Raw genomic sequence first — 19,569 nt, 5'->3', positions numbered from 1 at the left:
TGTGGTAATATAGAAGAGATAGTCTCATTTCTCTTTCGGAGGGGTGAACCGTTTGCTTGCGCCTACTGATGCCTTGCTGAAAAAGTCGTGGGAACGAAGTCGCTTGAATGGAGTCAATGCGTTGACAGCAAAGGATGCCATACTGGAGGAAGCCCAGTTCCGGCAGTATCGGGAACAGAAAGAAGAGTTCATGAGAACGGTCGACCCGACGATGGAGCATTTGGCCTATTGGCTGAAAAGCTCGTACTCGATCGTCGTCCTTTGCGATCCATCGGGGTACATCCTCGAAAGCAAAGGCGATCCTGCCTTTCTCAAGGACACGGAAAAAATTCAGGTGCATCGCGGAGCCTGCTGGTCTGAACAGGTGCGCGGGACCAACTCCGCAGGGACAGTCATCGTGGAGCAAAAACCGCTTGCCGTCGTCGGAACCGATCATTACTTGCCTTCCAACCACATGCTTTACTGTGCGGCTTCCCCGATTTTCGACCCGTACGGCGAGCTGGTGGCGGTCCTCGATTTCAGCGGCCATTCTGCCATGTACCACCCTTCCCTTTTGGGCATGGTGGACGTGATGGCGCGCAAAATCGAAGACTGGCTGCTCATCCACCGCCCGGATCGGCAAATGGTCATCTCGCTGTACCCGGAGCAAAGCGCGAAGCACCACGCCTTGCTCGCCGTCGACCAGGACGGAGTCGTCACAGGCGGCAACCGCGAGGCGCAGCAGCTTTTGCACCTGGACAAAAAGCGGTTCGGGCAGGTACACCTGACCGAGCTTATAGCGGACATCGAGCCTTTGCTCGGCAGGCAAAAAGACACAGCGGCAGCGCGCACGATGCCGCTGCATGCCAAAGCCAGCGGACAGCGCCACTGGCACGCCAAAGTCCTGATCGACACACGGCCACCCCAGCTTGCCGCATCCCCGCCCTCCCGACCGAAGCCGACCCGGCCTCCTAATCGGACTGGCCTTACTTCTTTTGATGAGCTGTACGGGCAAGACGAGCAGTTTCTCGCGGCCATTCGCCTCGCCAAACGGGCTGCCAAGACGGATTACACCGTCATGCTCTTCGGTGAAAGCGGCACGGGCAAAGACGTCGTCAGCCAGGCGATCCACCTCGAAAGCAACCGGGCGGACAAGCCGTTTGTCGCGATCAACTGCGGCGCGATTCCGAAAAGTTTGCTGGAAAGCGAGCTGTTCGGCTACGAGCCGGGAGCGTTTACCGGGGCCAAGCAGTCCGGTCAGCCCGGAAAAATCGAACAGGCACACCAGGGGACGCTTTTTCTCGACGAAATCGCCGAGATGCCGCTGGAAATGCAAGTGGCCCTGTTGCGCGTGCTGCAAGACTTTACCGTCCATCGCGTAGGCGGAACGAAGCCGATTCGCGTCGACGTGCGAATCATTACCGCCACCCATACGGATTTGTGGCAAAAAGTGCAGGAGGGCAGCTTCCGCGCAGACTTGTTTTACCGCCTGCAAGGCGTGCAGATCACGCTGCCGCCACTGCGCGAGCGCGCGGATCGGCTGCAGCTCGCTGCGCTTTTGCTGCAAGGCATCGAGGCGCAGCTCGGGACAGGCCCGCTTACGCTTTCCGCCAGTGCGAAAAAGCTGATCGAGAGCTACTCCTGGCCGGGGAATGTTCGCCAGCTTGCCGCAGCGCTGCGCGAAGCCGCTTTTCTCTCCGAAGGCGGAACGATTGAGCAGGCGAGCTTCCCCGCCTACATCTTGTCCAGCTACTCCCCGCCCGAAGCGATAGAGCTTGCCGCGCCGACGGCGAACACTGAAAAAAACGAGATTGTCGAGGTGCTGCGGCAAACAGGCGGGAACGTGTCGCAGACGGCGCGCATTTTGGGCATCGGGCGCAACACGGTGTACCGCAAGCTGAAAAAGCTGCTGGACCAGGACGGCCCTCATCCGTAGTTACAGACCGATCGCGTTGCCCTTTTTGTCCAAAACAGTCGAACGCCAAAAAGCCCGGATCGACCAGATCGGGCTTTTCGTGATGGGCAAGAGGCGGACGCCGGGAAACGAGCCGTGCGGTTTCACGCTTCCGACTGGATGCGTCTGGCCTCGGCATACAGCACCTGAATAAACTTTTTCATATTGATGCGAATATCGGAGGAAGCAGCGGTCTTGTTTTTCAGCTCCGCCATTTTTTTCCACACAAAAGTAAAGTCAAAAAACTGCGACGCGTAATTCTCGAATTTCCAGTTGGACAGATCGGACAGGCCGAGCGAAGCCAAATGGTTCAACGACTGGTAGATCGCCCTTCGCACCCGTTGCTCCGATGCCTTGACCACCTTCATGACCTGCGCTTCTTCTGCCCCTGCTCCCAACCTGGCTTCGGCCACCGCGACGAAAATTTCCTTGAGCGCGGGAAAGCCGTTTTTGAACGTGTGCGTTTGCTCGTAGTCGGACAAGTAATCCAAAATATCGAGCAGATCGTTGCTCCCGTTCTCGCCCGCAATGCCAAGCTCCGACAGGAGGAATTGTCCCGCCTCGCGCAACTGCTTTTCGTTTTTGGCCGTGCGCGTCTGGCCCGTGGCCGCCTGATCGAGCTGCAAAACCGAATGCAGCGATTTGTGGATGTCCTGGATCGATTTTTCCAGCCGAATCTTCTCGATCACTTTTTGCAAAATCGTCACCACTTCGATCCGGTTGACGGGCTTGATGATGTAGTATTCGCTGCCGAGCGAGTAGGCTTGCGCGATCAAGTCCTTCGATTCTACCTGGGAAATCATCACGATCTTTCCCTTGAACGCCGGGCGAATTTGCCGGATCGCTTCAATCCCGTCGCGAATGGGCATGAGCAGATCGATCAGCAAGATGTCTACATGGCGCATCGTCAGCATATGCCCGTCGATGAGCGATCCGTCCTCCGCTTCCCCCACGACTTCCCCCAAATTTTCATCCTCAATAATCTCCGTCAACATCAGGCGCACGGCCTCATCATCATCGACTACGTAAAAAAGCATCGTCTACTCTTTCTCCCTTACATGATTGATCGGCAGCCGGATGAAAAACTCTGTCCCTCTCCCGGTTGCTCCGTCGTGCGCGGCAAGCTCCCCTTCCAGCTCGTCCACCATCTCTTTTACATAGGAAAGGCCAATGCCTGTCGAGGGCGTCCCCTGCTGGTCGTACTTGGTCGTAAAGCCCGGCTTGAACATCAGCTTTTTGCGTCGGGGCGGAACGCCCGGGCCGTCGTCCACGATTTTCAGCTCGACGAAGTCGCCGTTTCTGTCCACGTGGATCACGATACGCCCCGTCTGCTGGATCGCTTCGACGGCATTGGCGACGATGTTGTTGATGAGCGACAGCAGCGTAAACGCGTGGTAGTGCGGATGCTCGCCGGAAATCGTGCTGGAAAACGCAATCTGCTTTCCCAACAGGCTCGCGTATTTCTGATTGGAGCGCATGATGATGTCCACCAGTTGGTGAATGTCCATAAAATCCGTCTTGTTTTCGTGCGAAATCAGCTTTTGCAGACCCGCAAAAATGCGCTGGTTGTCCTTTTTGATCTCATGGACTTCCCCGGCGATAATCAGCGCCTTTTTCGCGAACGACTCGACAGCAGCTTGCCCGACTTCGCTTTTCAACGCCTGCAAGCCCTGGTACAGCTCAAACGACTTGACGGTGATGTTCTCCGCGTTTTGCAGCGTCTTTTTCAGATGAATGGACTCCTCGTACAAATTGGAAATGAGCAGCAGCATGTGCTCGTGCTGGGCGCGTGTCTGCTTTTCCCGCGCCTGCGTCTCGTACAGCCGGATCATGTTCAAAAAGCTCAGGACGACAAAGCTGTGCGACAGCGCGATGACGAACATCTCCTGCAGCGCTCCCCACGTGATGACGATGTGGAACAGGACGTATTGCGACAGCAGCTCGATCAAGTCGGCCACGACCTCGATGACCATCCCGATCCCGGCAATCAATAGCGTCTGCTCGCGAAACCGCTCCATGCGGATGACGTAAAACAGCAGCGAGTAGGAAAAGTAGAAAAAAAAGCTGGAGTAGTGCTCCCGCATGGAAGCCGTCCAATCAAAAGCGCTGTGCGTGTAAAAATCGAGCAGCAGCCGAAAGCCGACCACGCAAAGCCCTGTCAAAAATCCGGGCAAAACCGCCGGAAGCCGCTGGAACAAAAGCAAGAAGAAGAAAAAGGTAGGCGCGCCAAAGCTGATCCGAAACGTCTCGTTGACCGGATAAAATTTCAACTCACCGGCGAGCGGCACGGTAATCAGCATGAGCGCCAGGAGGTACCCGTCCTTTTTTAATGGGGAATGCATGCGCGAAGCTTCCCCTCCCTGTCTGGTTTCTGCGATGAATGTCACTATTTTCCCCTATCTATTCTTATCTATAAAATACGTGAACGACAAGTATAGAAAAAATATTTATATAAATGCGTGAAAGCTTTTGTTGGTTTTTGTTTGATTTTGTAGGTTGGTTTTAAAGTGTTCAATATACGTTTTTTGCCTGGCGTGGAAGCGCTTTCGACCGAAGGCAAAAAGGCTAGAAAGCACAGGATTTGGGGGGAAGCACGTTTGGTTCAAGCGGCAACAACGACCAATAGCAAATGGGACCGCAAGCGGATGGACGAACTGGAACAATGGGTCGCCTACCATCGCCTGCAGGCGGCAGAAGGAAAGTGCGCAAGCTATATTCCGGCCCTGCGGCGAGCAGACCCGACACAGCTCGGCATCTGCATGATCGAGCCTTCCGGGCACAAGATTACGGCGGGTGACTGGGAAGTGCCGTTCACGATGCAAAGCATTTCCAAAGTCGTCAGCTTCATCGCTGCCTGCTGCCACCACGGGATTAGCTACGTACTGGATCGCGTCGATGTGGAGCCGACTGGCGATGCGTTCAACTCGATCATCCGGCTGGAGATGCACAAGCCGGGCAAGCCGTTCAACCCGATGATTAACGCGGGCGCGATCACGGTATCTTCGCTTTTGCCAGGGGATACACCCGAACAGAAACTGGACTATTTATACAAAATTTTCCAAAAGATTACAGCTACAGCCCCTGTCGTAAACGAAGAAGTGTTCGTCTCCGAGTGGATGACGTCGCATCGCAACCGTGCGCTGTCCCACTATTTGAAAGATACGGGTTACCTCGATTGCGAGGTCGAGGAAGCGCTGGAGGTGTACTTGAAGCAGTGTTCCATCCAGGTCAACACGGAGCAGATTGCGCTGATCGGGCTGATTCTCGCGCTCGACGGCTACCATCCGCTGCGCGGCGAGCAAATTTTGCCCAAGCAAGTCGTGCGGCTGGCAAAAGCGCTCATGCTGACGTGCGGCATGTACGACGCTTCCGGAAAATTCGCTGCCTACGTCGGACTTCCGGCCAAGAGCGGCGTGTCCGGCGGCATTATGACCTTGGTTCCTCCCACCCTGAAACGAGAGTCCCCTTTTCCCGACGGCTGCGGCATCGGTATTTTTGGCCCTGCGATTGACTCGTGCGGCAACAGCGTGGCAGGCGTGTCGCTGCTGAAGCAGCTCGCGCACGAGTGGGATGTCAGTATTTTTTAAGCCAATCTATCCATTCGAGGTGACAAGATGCAACAATTCCTGTTAGATGTAGTAGCGTCCATTAACGACTTTTTCTGGTCCTACGTCCTGATCGTCATGCTGGTTGTACTCGGCCTGTTCTTTACGTTCAAAGGCGGCTTCCTGCAAGTCCGCATGATAAAAGACATGCTCCAGGCGATTCGCGAAGGAAAGAAAGGCTCCGCTGACAGCATCTCGCCTTTCCAGGCATTCTGTATCAGCATGGCCGCGCGTGTCGGTACCGGAAACATTACCGGGATCGCAATTGCTGTCGCGCTGGGCGGCCCTGGCGCGGTCTTCTGGATGTGGGTCATTGCCATTATCGGTTCTGCCTCCGCCTTTGTGGAAAGCACACTGGCGCAAATCTACAAAATCAAGGACAAAGACGGCTTCCGCGGCGGCCCGGCCTACTACATGGAAAAAGGGCTGAACAAACGCTGGATGGGCGCCCTGTTCGCGGTGCTGATTACCCTGTCTTTCGGTTTGGTCTTCAATGCGGTGCAATCCAACACGATTACGCTTGCGTTTGCAAACTCCTTCGGCACCGATCGCCTGACAGTCGGCCTGATTATGACGATCGCCTTTGCTGCGATTATTTTTGGCGGAGTCAAGCGCATTGCCAAAATGTCCGAGTACATCGTCATCGTGCTCGCGATTTTGTACATCGGCGTCGCCCTGCTGATCGTTTGCATGAACATTACGCAAATGCCGGAAATTCTCGCCCTGATCGTCAAAAACGCGTTTGGCTTCGACCAGGTCGCAGGCGGTACGCTCGGCGCGGCGCTCATGCACGGTGTAAAACGCGGCCTGTTCTCCAATGAAGCCGGTATGGGTAGCGCTCCGAACGCCGCTGCGACCGCTACGACGAGCCACCCGGTCAAGCAAGGTCTGATTCAGGCGTTTGGCGTCTTGACCGATACGCTCATCATTTGTACAAGCACGGCTTTCATCATCCTGCTGTCCGGCGCGTACAAGCAGTCCGAGTTGAGCGGTATCGAGCTGTCCCAGGCAGCGCTCAGCATTCACCTGGGAGACTGGGCTTCTGCTACGCTCGCCGTCATGATCTTCCTGTTCGCCTTCAGCACATTGATCGGCAACTACTACTACGGGGAGACGAACATCGAGTTTTTGAAAACGAGCAAAACATGGCTGATGCTCTATCGTGTGAGCGTACTCGGCATGGTTATGTTCGGGGCGGTGGCAAAAGTCCAGCTCGTCTGGGACTTGGCCGACTTGTTCATGGGCTTGATGGTCGTGGTCAACCTGATTGCCATTTTCATGCTGTCGAAGGTCGCCTTTGCCGCCCTGCGTGATTATCAGGTGCAGAAAAAAGCAGGCAAAGACCCTGTGTTCTACGCCGACAGCATTCCGGGCGTGACAAACCTGGAAGCGTGGGAGGCAGCTCCGGTCGCTGCGAAAAAAGAGCACGTCAGCTAAGTTTTCACGATAGCGTCAACAAAAGAAGCCTGAGTCCTTTTCCAAGAGGACCCAGGCTTTCTTTTTGGGACGGCGGTTGAAAGCCACATCCGGGTTGTTGTCTGGATAAAATTTCCTATCCTGCTTGCCCCGGTTTATAATCTGAGGAAAAAGGGCTCTGGAGGAAAGCATGAAGCGTTTTTATTAAAAATTCCGTCTGGTGATCTGGTTTTTGTTCCTGCTGCTCGCCTTTGGCCTCTTTTACGAGGGCTTCCCCCTCTGGAAGCTCGATCCCCCCGTATGAAAAAATCCCTACAACCGAGGGTCGATCTCTTTTTCCTGTGCGACCTCGAACAGCATCGTCGCGACCGTTTGCTGATACGCCTCGTGCGCGGGCGAAATGTCCGCGAACTTGACGAGCAGCATGCTTTTGCCCAATTCGTGCTCCTTCATCGCCGTCCGCAGCTTTTGGCCGATGTTTTTTTGCTTCATCAGCTTGCGGTACTTGTGCGGAAAACGGTAATCGTAGCCGTAAATGATCGACAAGTAGTCGGAGTTGCGCACCTTCATCGCCGGAACCGTCTTTTCGTTTGGCACTTCCGGCTTGATGACGATCCCTTCCATCTGTTGCTCCAGCGTCGTTTTCGCGAAAAAGCGCGCGGCTTGTTCATACGCATCCGCCTCGTCCAGATCGACTACGAGGCAGTCATCCTCGCTGACAAACCGATACATCTCCGACGTCCGCCAATCCGGCAACTGTTCCTCCCCCGTTTCGTAGACGAGCTTCAGCACGGCAAACGGCTTGTATTCCAGCTCGCCTGGCTCGCCGTACAGCGCGAGCTGCTGTTCATACGTAGCATACGCAGCCATCTGCTGCTCGATGGGAACGAGCGTTTCTTTGATTTCGCGAACGTGCTTGCAGTTTTGGTAGAGGGTGGAGCCGTACTTCTCGGTCAAAGCGCTTTTGGCAAGATGGAACTGGTCCTGCTCAAAGCCGCTGGCCTCGTATTCGTCCACGAGCTTGCGGAGCGCCTGCTCAAATCCGTGTTCCTGCAAGTAGGACAGCTCGCTGTGCAGCGCTTTTTCAATCGGTTTGAACTGCTTTTCAATCAATCCCTCGCCAATCGCCCGCCACGGGAGCAGCTCTCCGTCCAGCAGCAGCATTTTTACCTGCTGCTCTTCCATGTACGGACCGAATTTGTCCAAAAGCTTTGCGTAAATCGGCGTCAAGTCAACCTGCGTGATCTTGTAGCCGTTGCGGCTGACGGCGAAGCAATGTGCCAGTTCGCGATGGAGGTACAGATTGCAGCGGGAGCCCATGTATTTCGGTTGCAGCACGACCTGCCTGGCTCCGCGCTCAGCAAAATAGCGCAAGCCCGCCCAAAGCGACTCCAGCTCGCCTGCCGCTTCGTCTTTGTCCGCTGGCGGCATCGTCCCGGAAATAAAGTTGATCTTGTTGTGCAGGCAGTAGTGCAAGCGGCGCAGCTCTTCTTCTGCCAGGTCTTGCAGCGAGACGTGCCGTTGTTCCTGGAACAAGCTCGGCAACTCCTCCACAAGCGCCGCATGGACAGAGCGCTCTGTCTTGTACAAAGGCTTGTGCCCCATCACAACAGAGGTCAGCGCGTTGCCCTGTACGCATCCGGTGTCGAGGTGCAGCTTGTTTTTCAGGCGAAAAGCCTGTTTGGCCGCAATGTGGCCGAACAAGTGATACGGATGGTTGCCGACCGCTTCCTCGCGCAAAAAGCCGAGCTGCTCTTCGACAGAAGTGGATCGATCGAGCCGGAAGTTTCGCTGCTGGCGCACGGAAACGGCATCGAGCTTTCCGATGTATTTGTTTTGGCACGGGGCATGGGTGACGTAGTAGGACGGATTCGCAAGCGCGATGCAACGGTAAAAAGGCCGGGAAACCGCGCACAAATGGTTGAACTTTTGTTGCAGCAGCAAATCGTCGCGCAAGACAGCGATCGAATCGAAATACATAGCGAGCAGCTCTGGCTCGACTCCTTTGATTTTTCCTTGCAAAAAGTGGTAGACAAAATGTTCGTGATTGCCCCGCACCAGCAAAAAATGCTCCTGGTTGTCGTACAGAAACTCGATGATCTCGCGGGTCTGCTTGCCTTTGTCGATCCAGTCGCCCGCGAGAATGACTTTGGTATTGCGCACCTTGTCTGTGACCACAAGCCGGTTGTTGTCGAGCTGGTACCCGTGGGCGGCCAGCAACCGTTTTAGTTCGTGCACACATTCATGCACGTCGCCGATGATGATGTAGCGAGTGTCGGGGATAAGAATCGTCGCCAAATAATCGGCTTTGTTTTCGATCACGACCTGGTACGCTTCGTTGGCTTTTGCCTCCGCCGGCTCGTAAAAATCTTTGGCGCGGATGCGGTGAATGTTCGCGTACCCTTCTTTGGACAAGGCGCGCAACACTTCCTTTTTCAGCCGGAGAATGTGGCTCGTAATCAGCTTTTTCGACCGTTCGGAGGCGTAGTAGTCCTCGCGCTTGCGGTAGTCGAATACGATGACCTCCAGGTTGTAATGGTTTTCGCGGGCGATTTCGCAGACACGGGCCCGGAAGTCTTCGGCGAGGCCCGTCGTGTCGACCACGACAAACGGCGCGTTGATCGGAAACGATGTGACGAGGCGCAGCTTTTCAAACAGGAGCGAAAAAGCCTGCTCGCTCGCCTCCAGCATGACCTGATCGTATTTGTCGTACGCATGCCCGAGCAGCTCCTGCCGCAAGTCGTCCGAGGAAATGTACGCCACATTCGCCTTGAGCTGTCTGGCCGCGTCCTCGATGCGAAGCTGCGGAATCAGCACTTCTGTGGCAAAGGTCGTTTTTCCGCATTCGGTCGGGCCGACGAGCATGAAGATCGTGTGCAGTTGTGTGGAAATGCGCATCAGTTACGTCCCCTTTTTCTGAAAATGACCCCTTGGGTAGTCGGCAGGCCGTTCACCCGGTCGCCAATTGCGACGAACTCCGCCTGGACGGCGGCTTCATGCACAATTTCGTGCATCCACGACTGAAAAGCGGCCTGGCCCATTTCCCATTGATGATCGTCGTGGCGAAACCCGGCCAGCTCGTAGTACGGGTTAAAGTCTGCATTCGGTGTCGTGATGATGAAGCGCTCGAAATCGACTTGTCGGCACAACTGCAAAATGAGCGCCCGCGCCTCGTCCTGGCTCATATGCTCGATCACTTCGGTCAAAACGATCTCGACCTGCTCGCCGTTGTAGTCGTGCAAAAAGGCATCGACAGACGGAAACAGGACGATATTGTCGACCTCTTTCGCCGCCGCTTTGCGGTTGACCAGCGCCAGCCGCTCTTCGTCGATGTCGACGGCGTAGTAGCAATGCGCCAGCTTCGCGGCAAACGGCAAGGCGTAAAACCCTTCGCCGCAGCCGACGTCGAGAATCGGCCGGGCAAAAGAAAGCTTTGATGCGATGAAGTTTCTCCGCTGCAATCCGGTGCTGCCATATTCGAGCTGAATCGCGTACCGCTCTGTCTGTTCAAGCTGCGACTTGTACTTGCGAAAATGCTCCCGCCGATTCAGAAACTGGCGCGCGAACAGGCTGCGAATGTAAAACGGGGCATCCATCGCGTTGATGCTCTTGATGTATTTGTCGAGAATGCTCTCGGAAATGTCGAGATGCTCCTTGCCAAACGTAGCGAGAAACAAACAGAGCACGCTCGCCACATGCAGCAGGTCGTACAAGCTTTTTTGCGTGCGGATGGTCAAGGCGTAGCTTTTATGGGCGTGATGCCGGATGTCGAACGAAAAGTCTGGGACGTGCTTCTGGAAAAACTCGATGTAGCGCACCAGCTCGATGTGGATCATGTTGATGAAAAACGTGTGCGTGTACCCTTCGACGTCGCGCTCGTCACGCGTTTTCATCGGCGTTGAAAAAAATTCATTGATCGCGTTGAGCGGAAACAAAGGCGTGTTGTAACGGGACACGTTGAGGTATTCAAACCGCTCCTCTGCAAACTGTTTGTACGATACTTCGTTGTCGGCGTCTTTAAAATAAACGTGGTAGACGGAGGCTTCCGAATACCAGCCGTAGGCGATGCCTTTGCGAACCGACCGGAGCGTCAGTCCGGACGCCGGATTTTTCCTGATAAGGTACGAGAAGGCCGGGTTCTCCGAGCGCAATTGGACGATGGCCATTTTCGTTTCTCTCCTTCCTCCCAAGCTGCTGTAGGATCATCTTCTGCCATTTCACCTGGAATGAACAGGGCAGAAGTATTACGAACCGGATTTTTCGGGCAAAAAAAGAACCTTCTCGGTAGAAAAGGTTCGATTGCCTGACGTGGTTGCGCGGTTGCGCGGCTGTGCGGTTGTGCAGTTGCCCGGCGCAGCTCACTCGTTTTCCAGAGACGGCTCGACTGGCAATGGCTGGTGCTTCTTTTTATTCCCATTCATCACGCTGCCCATGCAGACGACGAGGGCGAGAAAAATCAGGATCAGGGAAAAGCCGAAGCCCATACCGTACTGGCTGGCGGCCGCCCCGATCGCTGCGTTCGCGAGCAGGGAGCCGATGCCGGAGGCCGTGAACAAAAATCCGAGAACTTTGCCCGTGTGCGCGGGATAGAGCTGGCAGGCGATGGCGGCAATCGTCGGAAAAATCGCCGCGAAGCTGATGCCAGAGGCGATGAAAAAGCCGAGCGTGCCGCTGCTCCCCGCGATGGCAGCGCAAGCGCCACAATGGCGGAAAGCGAGCACAGCAGCACCGCCTTCTCCTGGCCGATCCACCTGTGCGCCGTCAACCGCCCTATCGTGAAGACGAGATAAAACCCGGACAAGTAAAAGGCTCCTTCCGTCAAGGCAATCCCTCTCACCTGCACCAAGTACGTCGGCAGCCAGGTCGCCAGGCCGACCTCGGCCATTACGTAGATCCACGGAATGACCACGGTCGGCCCCATTTTTTGCATGGTGGAAAGCCCGTACGCCTCGCTGTCGTAATCGCTGCAGACGATCAGCTCCGGCCGCGACTCGCGCAGCGCCTGCAAATTGTAGTCGGCGAGTTGCGCTTCAAAGCGCTTCGTCCGCTTGAGCGGGTAGTGCAACCTGGCCCCTAGCAGCTCGCGGCGATGCCGGTCCCGGTTTTGGTCGTACACCCCGATGCTCGGCACAACACCCAATGCCAATAAATGCCCCACATACGGAAAGTTCATGATCGCCATGTGCGACTTTTTGCTGCCCAAAAACGCGGACGGCGCCGTGCCGACCGTTTTCTTGAACTTGCGGCTGAAGTAAAATTCATCGGCAAACCCGACCTGCGCGGCGATTTCCTTGACGGGAGAGCGCGACGTCAAAAGCTGCTCCTTGGCCCGGTTGATGCGAATCTGGCTCAAACAATCGGAGGGACTCATCCCGAACTGCTGCTTAAAACCCGGGAAAAGTGCCAGACGCTCATCCCTGCCATTCGCGCCAGCATCTCGCGGTTAATCTCCTCGCGGTAGTGCGCTTCCATGTACGCCATGACCTGCTGCAAAACTTGTGTATGAAACAATCGCGTTCACTCCCAAATGTTGCCCATGATAATCATTTTCAATCAATATGACGGCATTGTATCAGAGCTCCACGGAAGCGACAAGAAAGCCGCGCAAAAAAAGGATGAGCCTCAAAGCCTCTCCTTTGTAGAGAGCGGCTTTGCCGTCATCCTTTTTGTCGAGCATCGGGTTATTTTTTTTCCACCGCGTGGCCGCCAAACTCGTTGCGCAGCGCGGCTACGACTTTGCCATGGAACGTGTCTTCGTCAAGCGAGCGGTAGCGCATGAGCAGCGACATCGCGATAACCGGAGTGGCCGCTTGCAAATCCAGGGCGGTTTCCAGCGTCCATTTGCCTTCCCCGGACGAGTGCATGACGCCGCGAATATCGTCCAGCTTCGCGTCTTTGCGGAAAGCGCGCTCGGTCAAATCCATCAGCCAGCCGCGGATGACAGAGCCGTTCGCCCACACGCGCGCCACTTCCGCGAAGTCGTAATCGTACTGGCTTTTCGCCAGCACCTCGAAGCCTTCGCCGATTGCCTGCATCATGCCGTACTCGATGCCGTTGTGAATCATTTTCAAAAAGTGACCGCTGCCCGCTTCGCCTGTGTACAGGTAGCCCTTGTCCACATTGATGTCGCGAATCATCGGTTCGATATGAGCGAATGCCTCGCGATCCCCGCCGATCATCATACATGCCCCGTGGCGAGCGCCTTCCATGCCGCCGCTCGTCCCCGCGTCGAGGAAGTGAATGCCTTTTGCTTTCAACCGCTCGTAGCGCTCAACCGACTGCTTGTAGTGCGAGTTGCCGCCGTCGATCACGATGTCCCCTGGCGCGAGCATGGTGGAAAGCTGGTCGACCAGTTGATCCACGATCTCGCCCGCCGGAACCATCAGCCAGATGACGCGCGGCGCTTCCAGCTTCGCCACCGCATCCTCCACGGAAGCTGCCGGAATCGCTCCTTCGCGGCCGAGCTCCTCTGCGCGGCTGTTGTCTACATCGTAAGCCACTACCTCATGCTGGTGGGACAGCAGGTTGAGCGTCAGGTTGTAACCCATTTTGCCTAAACCGAGTATCGCAAGTTTCATTCGCGTACGTCACTCCTTTGGGGTAATCTCCGTTATCTCGTATTATATGATAAAAATTTTCATCTTTCATCATAAAAGAAGAAAATTTTTTCGAAACTAGGAATTGGACAGCCATTTTCCTTATACTAACAGAAAGCAAACGTTTTCGCTTGCCCGATTGCGCTTGGACACAGACAAGCTTTCGCTACATAGACGGCACAGCGCCACTTTTTGGGAGGTACCGATTCATGGCTGAAACGACACCACACGTTCCGGCGAGCGTGCTTGCGCAGTTGCGCGCCATCTACACGCAACTGAGCGGCAAGGAGCAGCAAATCGCCGACTACATTTTGCAACACGCCAGCAAAATTGTTCATCTGTCCATTACCGAGCTGGCTGACCAGTGCCAATGTGCGGACGCGACCGTGTTCCGCCTGTGCCGCAGGCTCGGCTTTCGCGGCTACCAGGCGTTCAAAATCGCGCTTGCCAGCGAAGTGACGAACCCGAAACAATCGATCTACCAGGAGATCAACCTCGATGACGACGACATCGGCTCGATCGCGGAAAAAATTTTCACCGCCAACCTGGAAACGTTGCGCGATACCTTGCAAATTATGAACAAAGAAGAGCTTTTAAAAATTGTCGACTGTCTGGAGCATGCTACCCGGATCGAATTTTACGGCACTGGCGGCTCGGCGGCGATCGCCCAAGACGCCTACCACAAGTTCATGCGGACAGGCATCCCCTGTATTCACCATTCCGACGCCCACTACCAGGTGATGTCGGCCTCGCTCTTGTCTGAGGGCGCCGTCGCGGTCGGCTTTTCCCACTCCGGCTCCAACAAAGATATTTTGGCCGCCCTGCAAGTGGCAAAACAGCGCGGGGCGAAAACGATCGGGATCACGAGCTACGGCAAATCCCCGCTCGTCAGGCAGGCCGACATGTGCCTGTACACCACTTCCAGAGAAACCGTTTTTCGCACAGAAGCCTTGTCTTCCCGGCTCGCCCAGCTCTGCCTGATCGATTTGCTGTACGTGGCGGTATCGCTGCGCCGGCAGGACGACACCATTGCCAACATTCAGCATATCCGCGAAGCGATCTCGCTCAAACGCCTGTAAATCAGGCGTTTTTCTTTTGCCCCTCTGCTAAAAAAGCGGGAAAAAGGCCACCATGGTGCTGAGCCGGATTTTCTGTCCACCCTCCGGCTTTTTTTGGCAATACTACAGGTGTGTAGATAAATTTGAAATAATTTTTTTCTTTTATATTAACAAATGAAAAAAATTTCGCTATAATCGCGTTATCACCAAGCCACTCGGTTGAAAGCGTATCCAAAAAGGGTGAACAGACATGAAGCAAACCTACTTTATCGGTCTTGATATCGGGACAACCAGCACGAAGGCGATCGTCTTCACGCCTTCCGGTGCCGTCAGAGGGACGGGCAACATCGACTACCCTCTGCTCGTTCCGAAAGCCTCCTGGGCGGAGCAGGACCCGGAAACGATTTTCGCCGCTGTCATTCAGGCGCTGAAGCAAGCGATTGAACAGGCGGACATCGAAAAGCATGAAATCGGCGGGATCGGCTTCTCTACTGCGATGCACAGCCTGATTGCCGTCGATGCGCACGGAAATCCGCTGACGAACAGCATCATCTGGGCGGATAACCGAAGCGCGGCGCAGGCGGAGCGGCTCAAGGAAGACGGCGTCGGCCACCAGATTTACCTCGCCACTGGCACGCCAATCCATCCGATGTCTCCCCTGCCGAAAATGATGTGGCTCAAGGAGCAAATGCCGGAGACGTTTACGAAGACAGCCAAGTACATTTCCATCAAGGAATACGTGATTTATCGGCTGTTCGGGCAGTACGTCGTGGACTACTCGATCGCTTCCGCCACCGGGCTGTTCAACTTGCGCAAGCTGGACTGGGACGAGCAGGCGCTCACCGTCGCTGGCATCACCAAGCAGCACTTGAGCGAGCCTGTGCCTACTACCCATATCCTGCGGGGAATGAAGCTGCGTTATGCGGAAGAAATCGGGCTTGACCCCGATACGCCGTTTGTCGTCGGGGCCAGTGACGGCGTGTTGGCCAATCTCGGCATCGGAGCGATTGAAAACGGCCAGGTCGCGATCACGATCGGGACAAGCGGTGCCGTCAGAACCGTCGTTCCCGAGCCGATCACCGATCCGAAAGGCCGCACCTTCTGCTACGTGCTGACGGAAAAGCATTGGGTCATCGGCGGGCCATCCAACAACGGCGGCATCATGCTGCGCTGGTTCCGCGACGAGTTCAGTTGGCCGGAAGTGGAAAAAGCGAAGCAGCTTGGCGTCGACCCGTACGACGTCATGATCCAGGCAGCAGAGAACGTACGCGCTGGCGCAGACGGGCTGCTCTTCCTCCCCTTCCTGTCCGGGGAACGCGCTCCGTACTGGAATTCGCAGGCGCGCGGCTCTTTTTTCGGCATCGGGCTGCATCACAAGCGCGAGCATTTCATCCGCGCCGTGCTCGAAGGCATTTTGTTCAGCGTCTACAGCATTGGCATCGCGCTTCGCGACCTGGCAGGCGGAGCCAAGGAAATTCGCGCATCGGGCGGCTTTGCCCGCTCCAAAGAATGGCGGCAGATCATGTCTGACATGTTCGGCTACGAGGTGCTCATTCCCGAGAGCCATGAAAGCTCCAGCTTCGGCGCTGCCCTGCTGGCGATGCACGCGCTCGGCGCCCTCGACGACTTGCGCGATGTGAAAAAGATGATTCACATCTCCCACCGGCACGAGCCGGATTTGGAGCGATCCAGCATGTATCTGGAGCTGTTTTACATTTACGAACGCGTCTACTACAACTTGCTTGAGGAATACAAGCTGATCGCCAAGTTCCAAAAGCAGTTGACCAACTAGAGACACCATAAGGAGGGTCTTTCATGCCACTTCTCATTACGTTACTATCCATTATTTTCCTCCTCATTCTCATTACGCGTTTCAAGGTGAATCCGTTTGTCGCCCTGCTGCTCGCCGCCGGATTTGTCGGAATCGCGTCCGGCATGCCGCTCGTCAAGGTCGTCGACTCGATCAAGGACGGGATGGGCGGAACGCTCGGATTCATCGCCATCGTCCTTGCGCTGGGCACCATGCTCGGAAAAATGATGGCAGAATCAGGCGGAGCCGAACGCATCGCCCGCACGCTGATTAACCTGTTTGGCGAAAAAAATGTACACTGGGCAATGATGTTCGTCGCCTTTATCGTCGGGATTCCGGTCTTTTTCCAGGTAGGTTTTGTTCTGTTGATTCCGCTCGTCTTCACAATCGCCAGACAGACAGGCGTCTCGCTGTTGAAAATCGGGATTCCGCTCGTCGCAGGCTTGTCCATCGTACACGGCATTGTGCCGCCGCACCCAGCGGCGATGGCGGCCGTTGATCTGTTCCAGGCCGATGTCGGCAAAACGATCCTGCTCTCGATCATCGTCGCGCTGCCTTCCGCGATCATTGCCGGACCGCTCTACGGCAGTTGGATTGGCAAACGCGTCAAAACGAGCATCTCGCCTGACCTCGCTTCGCAATTGGCAGAGCCAAAGGACGAGCGCGAACTGCCGGGCTTCGGCATTACGGTCTTTACCGTTCTCCTGCCTGTTCTGTTGATGCTGATGGCAACGGTTGCAGACGTGACCTTGCCGAAGGAAGACATGCTGCGCCAATGGGCTGACTTCATCGGCAGCCCGATCACTTCGCTGTTGATCGCTGTTATCATTTCGTTCTGGACGCTCGGCTACAACCGCGGCTTTTCCAAAGACGACATTCTCAAATTTACGAACGACTGCCTCGCTCCTACGGCAACCATCCTGCTCGTGATCGGTGCGGGCGGCGCGTTCAACAAAGTGCTGTTGAACAGTGGCGTTGGCGACTACATCGCCGAGCTGGCCAAAGCGTCCGCGATCTCCCCGATTTTCCTCGGCTGGCTGATCGCAGCGTTGATTCGCGTCGCGACCGGCTCTGCGACCGTCTCCATGATGACCGCAGCCGGCATCGTCGGTCCAATCGCCCTGCAAGTGCCGGGGACAAGCCCTGAGCTGTTGGTACTGGCAACAGGCGCAGGCTCCCTGATCCTGTCGCACGTAAACGACTCCGGCTTCTGGCTGATTAAGGAATACTTCAACATGACGGTGCAAGATACACTGAAATCGTGGACCGTGATGGAGACGATTTTGTCAGTCGTCGCGATCATTTTAATCATGGGGCTTAGCCTGGTGATCTAACCGGCTTGCACCGATTGGCAAAAGAACAGGACATTCCATCCACCATGCGTGGGCGGGATGTCCTTTTTTTGAACAGACAGCCATCTCGTTTGATGATTGATAAAAATCTGTATATCCTTTCCATTCGGCCTGCTTTATTGTATGCTCTTTTCGTAAAGAGTGTTGTGTTCCGAAAAGCCTGTGAGTCGATCGGCATCGTCCCCATGCGATGTTGGCATGCATTCACTGCAACAAGCGTTCTTCCATAAAGGACTATCGTTACTTTGCCAATCCGTTTCAAGCTATATCTATAGCAGCCTTTTTTGCGAACAAGAGCCTGATTGCAAAAAGGGTTTGCGTCTTCCATGCGAGAGAAAACGGGAAAGGACTCGAAAATGACTCACACTGCAAAGCTGTTGCTGTTAGGCTCGCTCACTGGTTTGCTCGTGCTGGTCGCCTCCCCTGTCTTGCAGCACGTCGAGACATTCGTCGGGCTGTGGATGGTGTTATGGAGCCGGATAAGCTTACGAAAACGCTCGGTTTATGGAATGTGGAAGCTGCTCGCTTGTTTGGCGCTCGCGATTGGCTCTGCCCTCATGCTATGGGGCATCCTGTTGACCAGCCTGGATTTTTATTGGCTGGGCAACGCTCCCTTTTCCTTGTTGTCGTAGGCTACAGACAAATCAGGTGCAAGCAAACTTGAGTTTCCTGGAGGCTTCGTTTATGCAGATCAACACCATCACCACGGAGCGCTTGCTGCTGCGGCGGATGCAGCCTGCTGACGCTCCCGCCTTGTTTTCCTTCTGGTCTGATCCAAACGTATCGAAGCATATGAACATCGAGTCCATGACCCGCATCAAGCAGGCGGAGGACATGATTTTTCTCATCAACAAGCTGTGTGCGGAGGATCAGGCAATCCGCTGGTCGATCGTCTTGCAGGAGTCGGGAGAGATGGTCGGCTCCTGTGGCTTCAATTCGTTTGATTTCGAGCACGGCCGGACAGAAATTGGCTACGATCTCGGCTCTCCCTACTGGGGAAAAGGCTACGCCACGGAAGCCGTCCGCGCCGTCATCGGCTACGGCTTTTCAGAGCTTGGGCTAAACCGGGTGGAGGCCAAGGTCGAGCCTGACAATCGCGGCTCGATCCGTGTGCTAAGCAAATTGCGCTTCGTGGAAGAAGGCTTGCTGCGCCAGTATGAAAAGTCGAACGGTCAGTTTGTGGACTTGCTGATTTTCTCCTTGCTGCGGGATGAGTGGACAGAACCGTCTGGCAGTTGAAACGACAGAAAAAGGCCGGTTTTCCCTCGGCGCTCCGAGGGGAATGAGCCTTTTTCGTCTGCCAAGCTGCTGAATAGCGTTTTTTTGAAAGTGAAAGAAGAAATGCGGTGTTCGTGGCAGGATGAGTCAGATGGAGCTTGGGGTTGATTGTTTTTTAAAAGCCCCTTCATCGGCGCTTTTGGTGTGGCGAGGAAAGAGACGAAATCGCTGTAGCTTCTTGGGCTCCCTGCTGGGGGTATCACTGCCCGGCTCCGGGAAAAAAGCGAAACCGCGTCCAAAAGTGGTCGATTCAGGGAGCTTCTCAGAGTTGGACGCTGAAAACGTGTTTCGCTTTTTCCCCTCCGCCTCGGTTGGGAGCCCAAAGAGCTTTCGCGGATTTCGTCTCTTTCCTCGTCAGGGGCCAAGGGGGATGGTCGGAGGTGGAAAGAAAAGACAGGACAAAAAACTTTACAATTAAAGAACGGGGGGCGGCATTCTCGCGGACCTTTCTTCTGGCGAGCAATGAACGCTACCCGCTTGACAATACAAAAACTGCTTTTGAGATTCTTTTTGTCTTGGAC

Annotated in this window: 16 protein-coding genes; 8 read left to right on the top strand and 8 right to left on the bottom strand. The window is 55.2% G+C overall.

What is annotated here, in order from left to right:
- Positions 1 to 43 precede the first annotated feature (43 nt).
- The gene (locus AC3WQH_RS14090; RefSeq protein ID WP_488175019.1) at positions 44 to 1,915 is read left to right on the top strand and encodes a sigma-54-dependent Fis family transcriptional regulator; all 1,872 of its coding nucleotides are present in this window, start codon (positions 44 to 46) and stop codon (positions 1,913 to 1,915) included.
- On the opposite strand, the gene AC3WQH_RS14085 is transcribed toward AC3WQH_RS14090, so the two are convergent.
- Genes AC3WQH_RS14085 through AC3WQH_RS14075 form a run of 3 tightly spaced genes read right to left on the bottom strand, consistent with a single transcriptional unit; the run spans position 1,916 to position 4,275 of the window.
- Positions 1,916 to 2,041, bottom strand: coding sequence for a hypothetical protein (locus tag AC3WQH_RS14085; protein WP_255320403.1), 126 nt, complete (start codon positions 2,039 to 2,041; stop codon positions 1,916 to 1,918).
- On the bottom strand, positions 2,038 to 2,970 hold the full coding sequence (locus AC3WQH_RS14080; protein WP_005831877.1) for a response regulator: 933 nt from the start codon (positions 2,968 to 2,970) through the stop codon (positions 2,038 to 2,040). Before AC3WQH_RS14080 ends, AC3WQH_RS14085 begins: the two co-directional genes overlap by 4 nt.
- A 3-nt stretch (positions 2,971 to 2,973) precedes the next feature.
- A complete protein-coding gene (locus tag AC3WQH_RS14075) occupies positions 2,974 to 4,275 on the bottom strand; it encodes an ATP-binding protein (protein ID WP_309478999.1) in 1,302 nt (433 codons plus the stop codon).
- A gap of 255 nt (positions 4,276 to 4,530) precedes the next feature.
- Here AC3WQH_RS14075 and AC3WQH_RS14070 point away from each other — a divergent pair, with 255 nt between their 5' ends.
- Complete coding sequence (locus AC3WQH_RS14070; protein ID WP_255320482.1) at positions 4,531 to 5,520, top strand: glutaminase; 990 nt, start codon at positions 4,531 to 4,533, stop codon at positions 5,518 to 5,520.
- Between the two features lie 27 nt (positions 5,521 to 5,547).
- Positions 5,548 to 6,975, top strand: coding sequence for an alanine/glycine:cation symporter family protein (locus AC3WQH_RS14065; protein WP_005831873.1), 1,428 nt, complete (start codon positions 5,548 to 5,550; stop codon positions 6,973 to 6,975).
- Between the two features lie 291 nt (positions 6,976 to 7,266).
- Here the strand turns inward: AC3WQH_RS14065 and AC3WQH_RS14060 are convergent, their stop codons facing one another.
- The 5 genes from AC3WQH_RS14060 to gnd form a co-directional block, all read right to left on the bottom strand.
- Entirely contained in the window at positions 7,267 to 9,852 is a 2,586-nt protein-coding gene (locus AC3WQH_RS14060) for a metallophosphoesterase (protein ID WP_492332097.1), read from the bottom strand.
- Entirely contained in the window at positions 9,852 to 11,120 is a 1,269-nt protein-coding gene (locus tag AC3WQH_RS14055; RefSeq protein ID WP_007786505.1) for a class I SAM-dependent methyltransferase, read from the bottom strand. Before AC3WQH_RS14055 ends, AC3WQH_RS14060 begins: the two co-directional genes overlap by 1 nt.
- Before the next feature lie 296 nt (positions 11,121 to 11,416).
- On the bottom strand, positions 11,417 to 12,325 hold the full coding sequence (locus AC3WQH_RS14050) for a helix-turn-helix domain-containing protein (RefSeq protein ID WP_492332096.1): 909 nt from the start codon (positions 12,323 to 12,325) through the stop codon (positions 11,417 to 11,419).
- On the bottom strand, positions 12,322 to 12,465 hold the full coding sequence (locus AC3WQH_RS14045; RefSeq protein ID WP_007786507.1) for an AraC family transcriptional regulator: 144 nt from the start codon (positions 12,463 to 12,465) through the stop codon (positions 12,322 to 12,324). Before AC3WQH_RS14045 ends, AC3WQH_RS14050 begins: the two co-directional genes overlap by 4 nt.
- A 170-nt stretch (positions 12,466 to 12,635) precedes the next feature.
- Positions 12,636 to 13,532 carry a phosphogluconate dehydrogenase (NAD(+)-dependent, decarboxylating) gene (gnd, locus tag AC3WQH_RS14040; RefSeq protein WP_005831865.1) on the bottom strand — a complete coding sequence of 299 codons (897 nt, stop codon included), beginning with the start codon at positions 13,530 to 13,532 and terminating at the stop codon, positions 12,636 to 12,638.
- Positions 13,533 to 13,759: 227 nt separating this feature from the next.
- On the opposite strand from gnd, the gene AC3WQH_RS14035 reads away from it, so the two are divergent.
- From AC3WQH_RS14035 to AC3WQH_RS14015, 5 genes are all read left to right on the top strand, one after another.
- Entirely contained in the window at positions 13,760 to 14,629 is an 870-nt protein-coding gene (locus tag AC3WQH_RS14035; RefSeq protein WP_005831176.1) for a MurR/RpiR family transcriptional regulator, read from the top strand.
- A 229-nt stretch (positions 14,630 to 14,858) separates the two neighbouring features.
- Entirely contained in the window at positions 14,859 to 16,400 is a 1,542-nt protein-coding gene (gene gntK / locus AC3WQH_RS14030) for a gluconokinase (protein WP_007786511.1), read from the top strand.
- Positions 16,401 to 16,423: 23 nt separating this feature from the next.
- Positions 16,424 to 17,752 carry a GntP family permease gene (locus AC3WQH_RS14025; RefSeq protein ID WP_005831180.1) on the top strand — a complete coding sequence of 443 codons (1,329 nt, stop codon included), beginning with the start codon at positions 16,424 to 16,426 and terminating at the stop codon, positions 17,750 to 17,752.
- A gap of 374 nt (positions 17,753 to 18,126) precedes the next feature.
- On the top strand, positions 18,127 to 18,402 hold the full coding sequence (locus AC3WQH_RS14020) for a hypothetical protein (RefSeq protein WP_007786514.1): 276 nt from the start codon (positions 18,127 to 18,129) through the stop codon (positions 18,400 to 18,402).
- A 52-nt stretch (positions 18,403 to 18,454) separates the two neighbouring features.
- A complete protein-coding gene (locus AC3WQH_RS14015) occupies positions 18,455 to 19,009 on the top strand; it encodes a GNAT family N-acetyltransferase (protein ID WP_005831185.1) in 555 nt (184 codons plus the stop codon).
- Positions 19,010 to 19,569: the final 560 nt, after the last annotated feature.

The organism is Brevibacillus sp. FW301-21C12A (assembly GCF_058788915.1).
The sequence above is the reverse complement of the archived record's forward strand: the minus strand, read 5'-3'. Positions and strand labels throughout refer to the sequence as shown.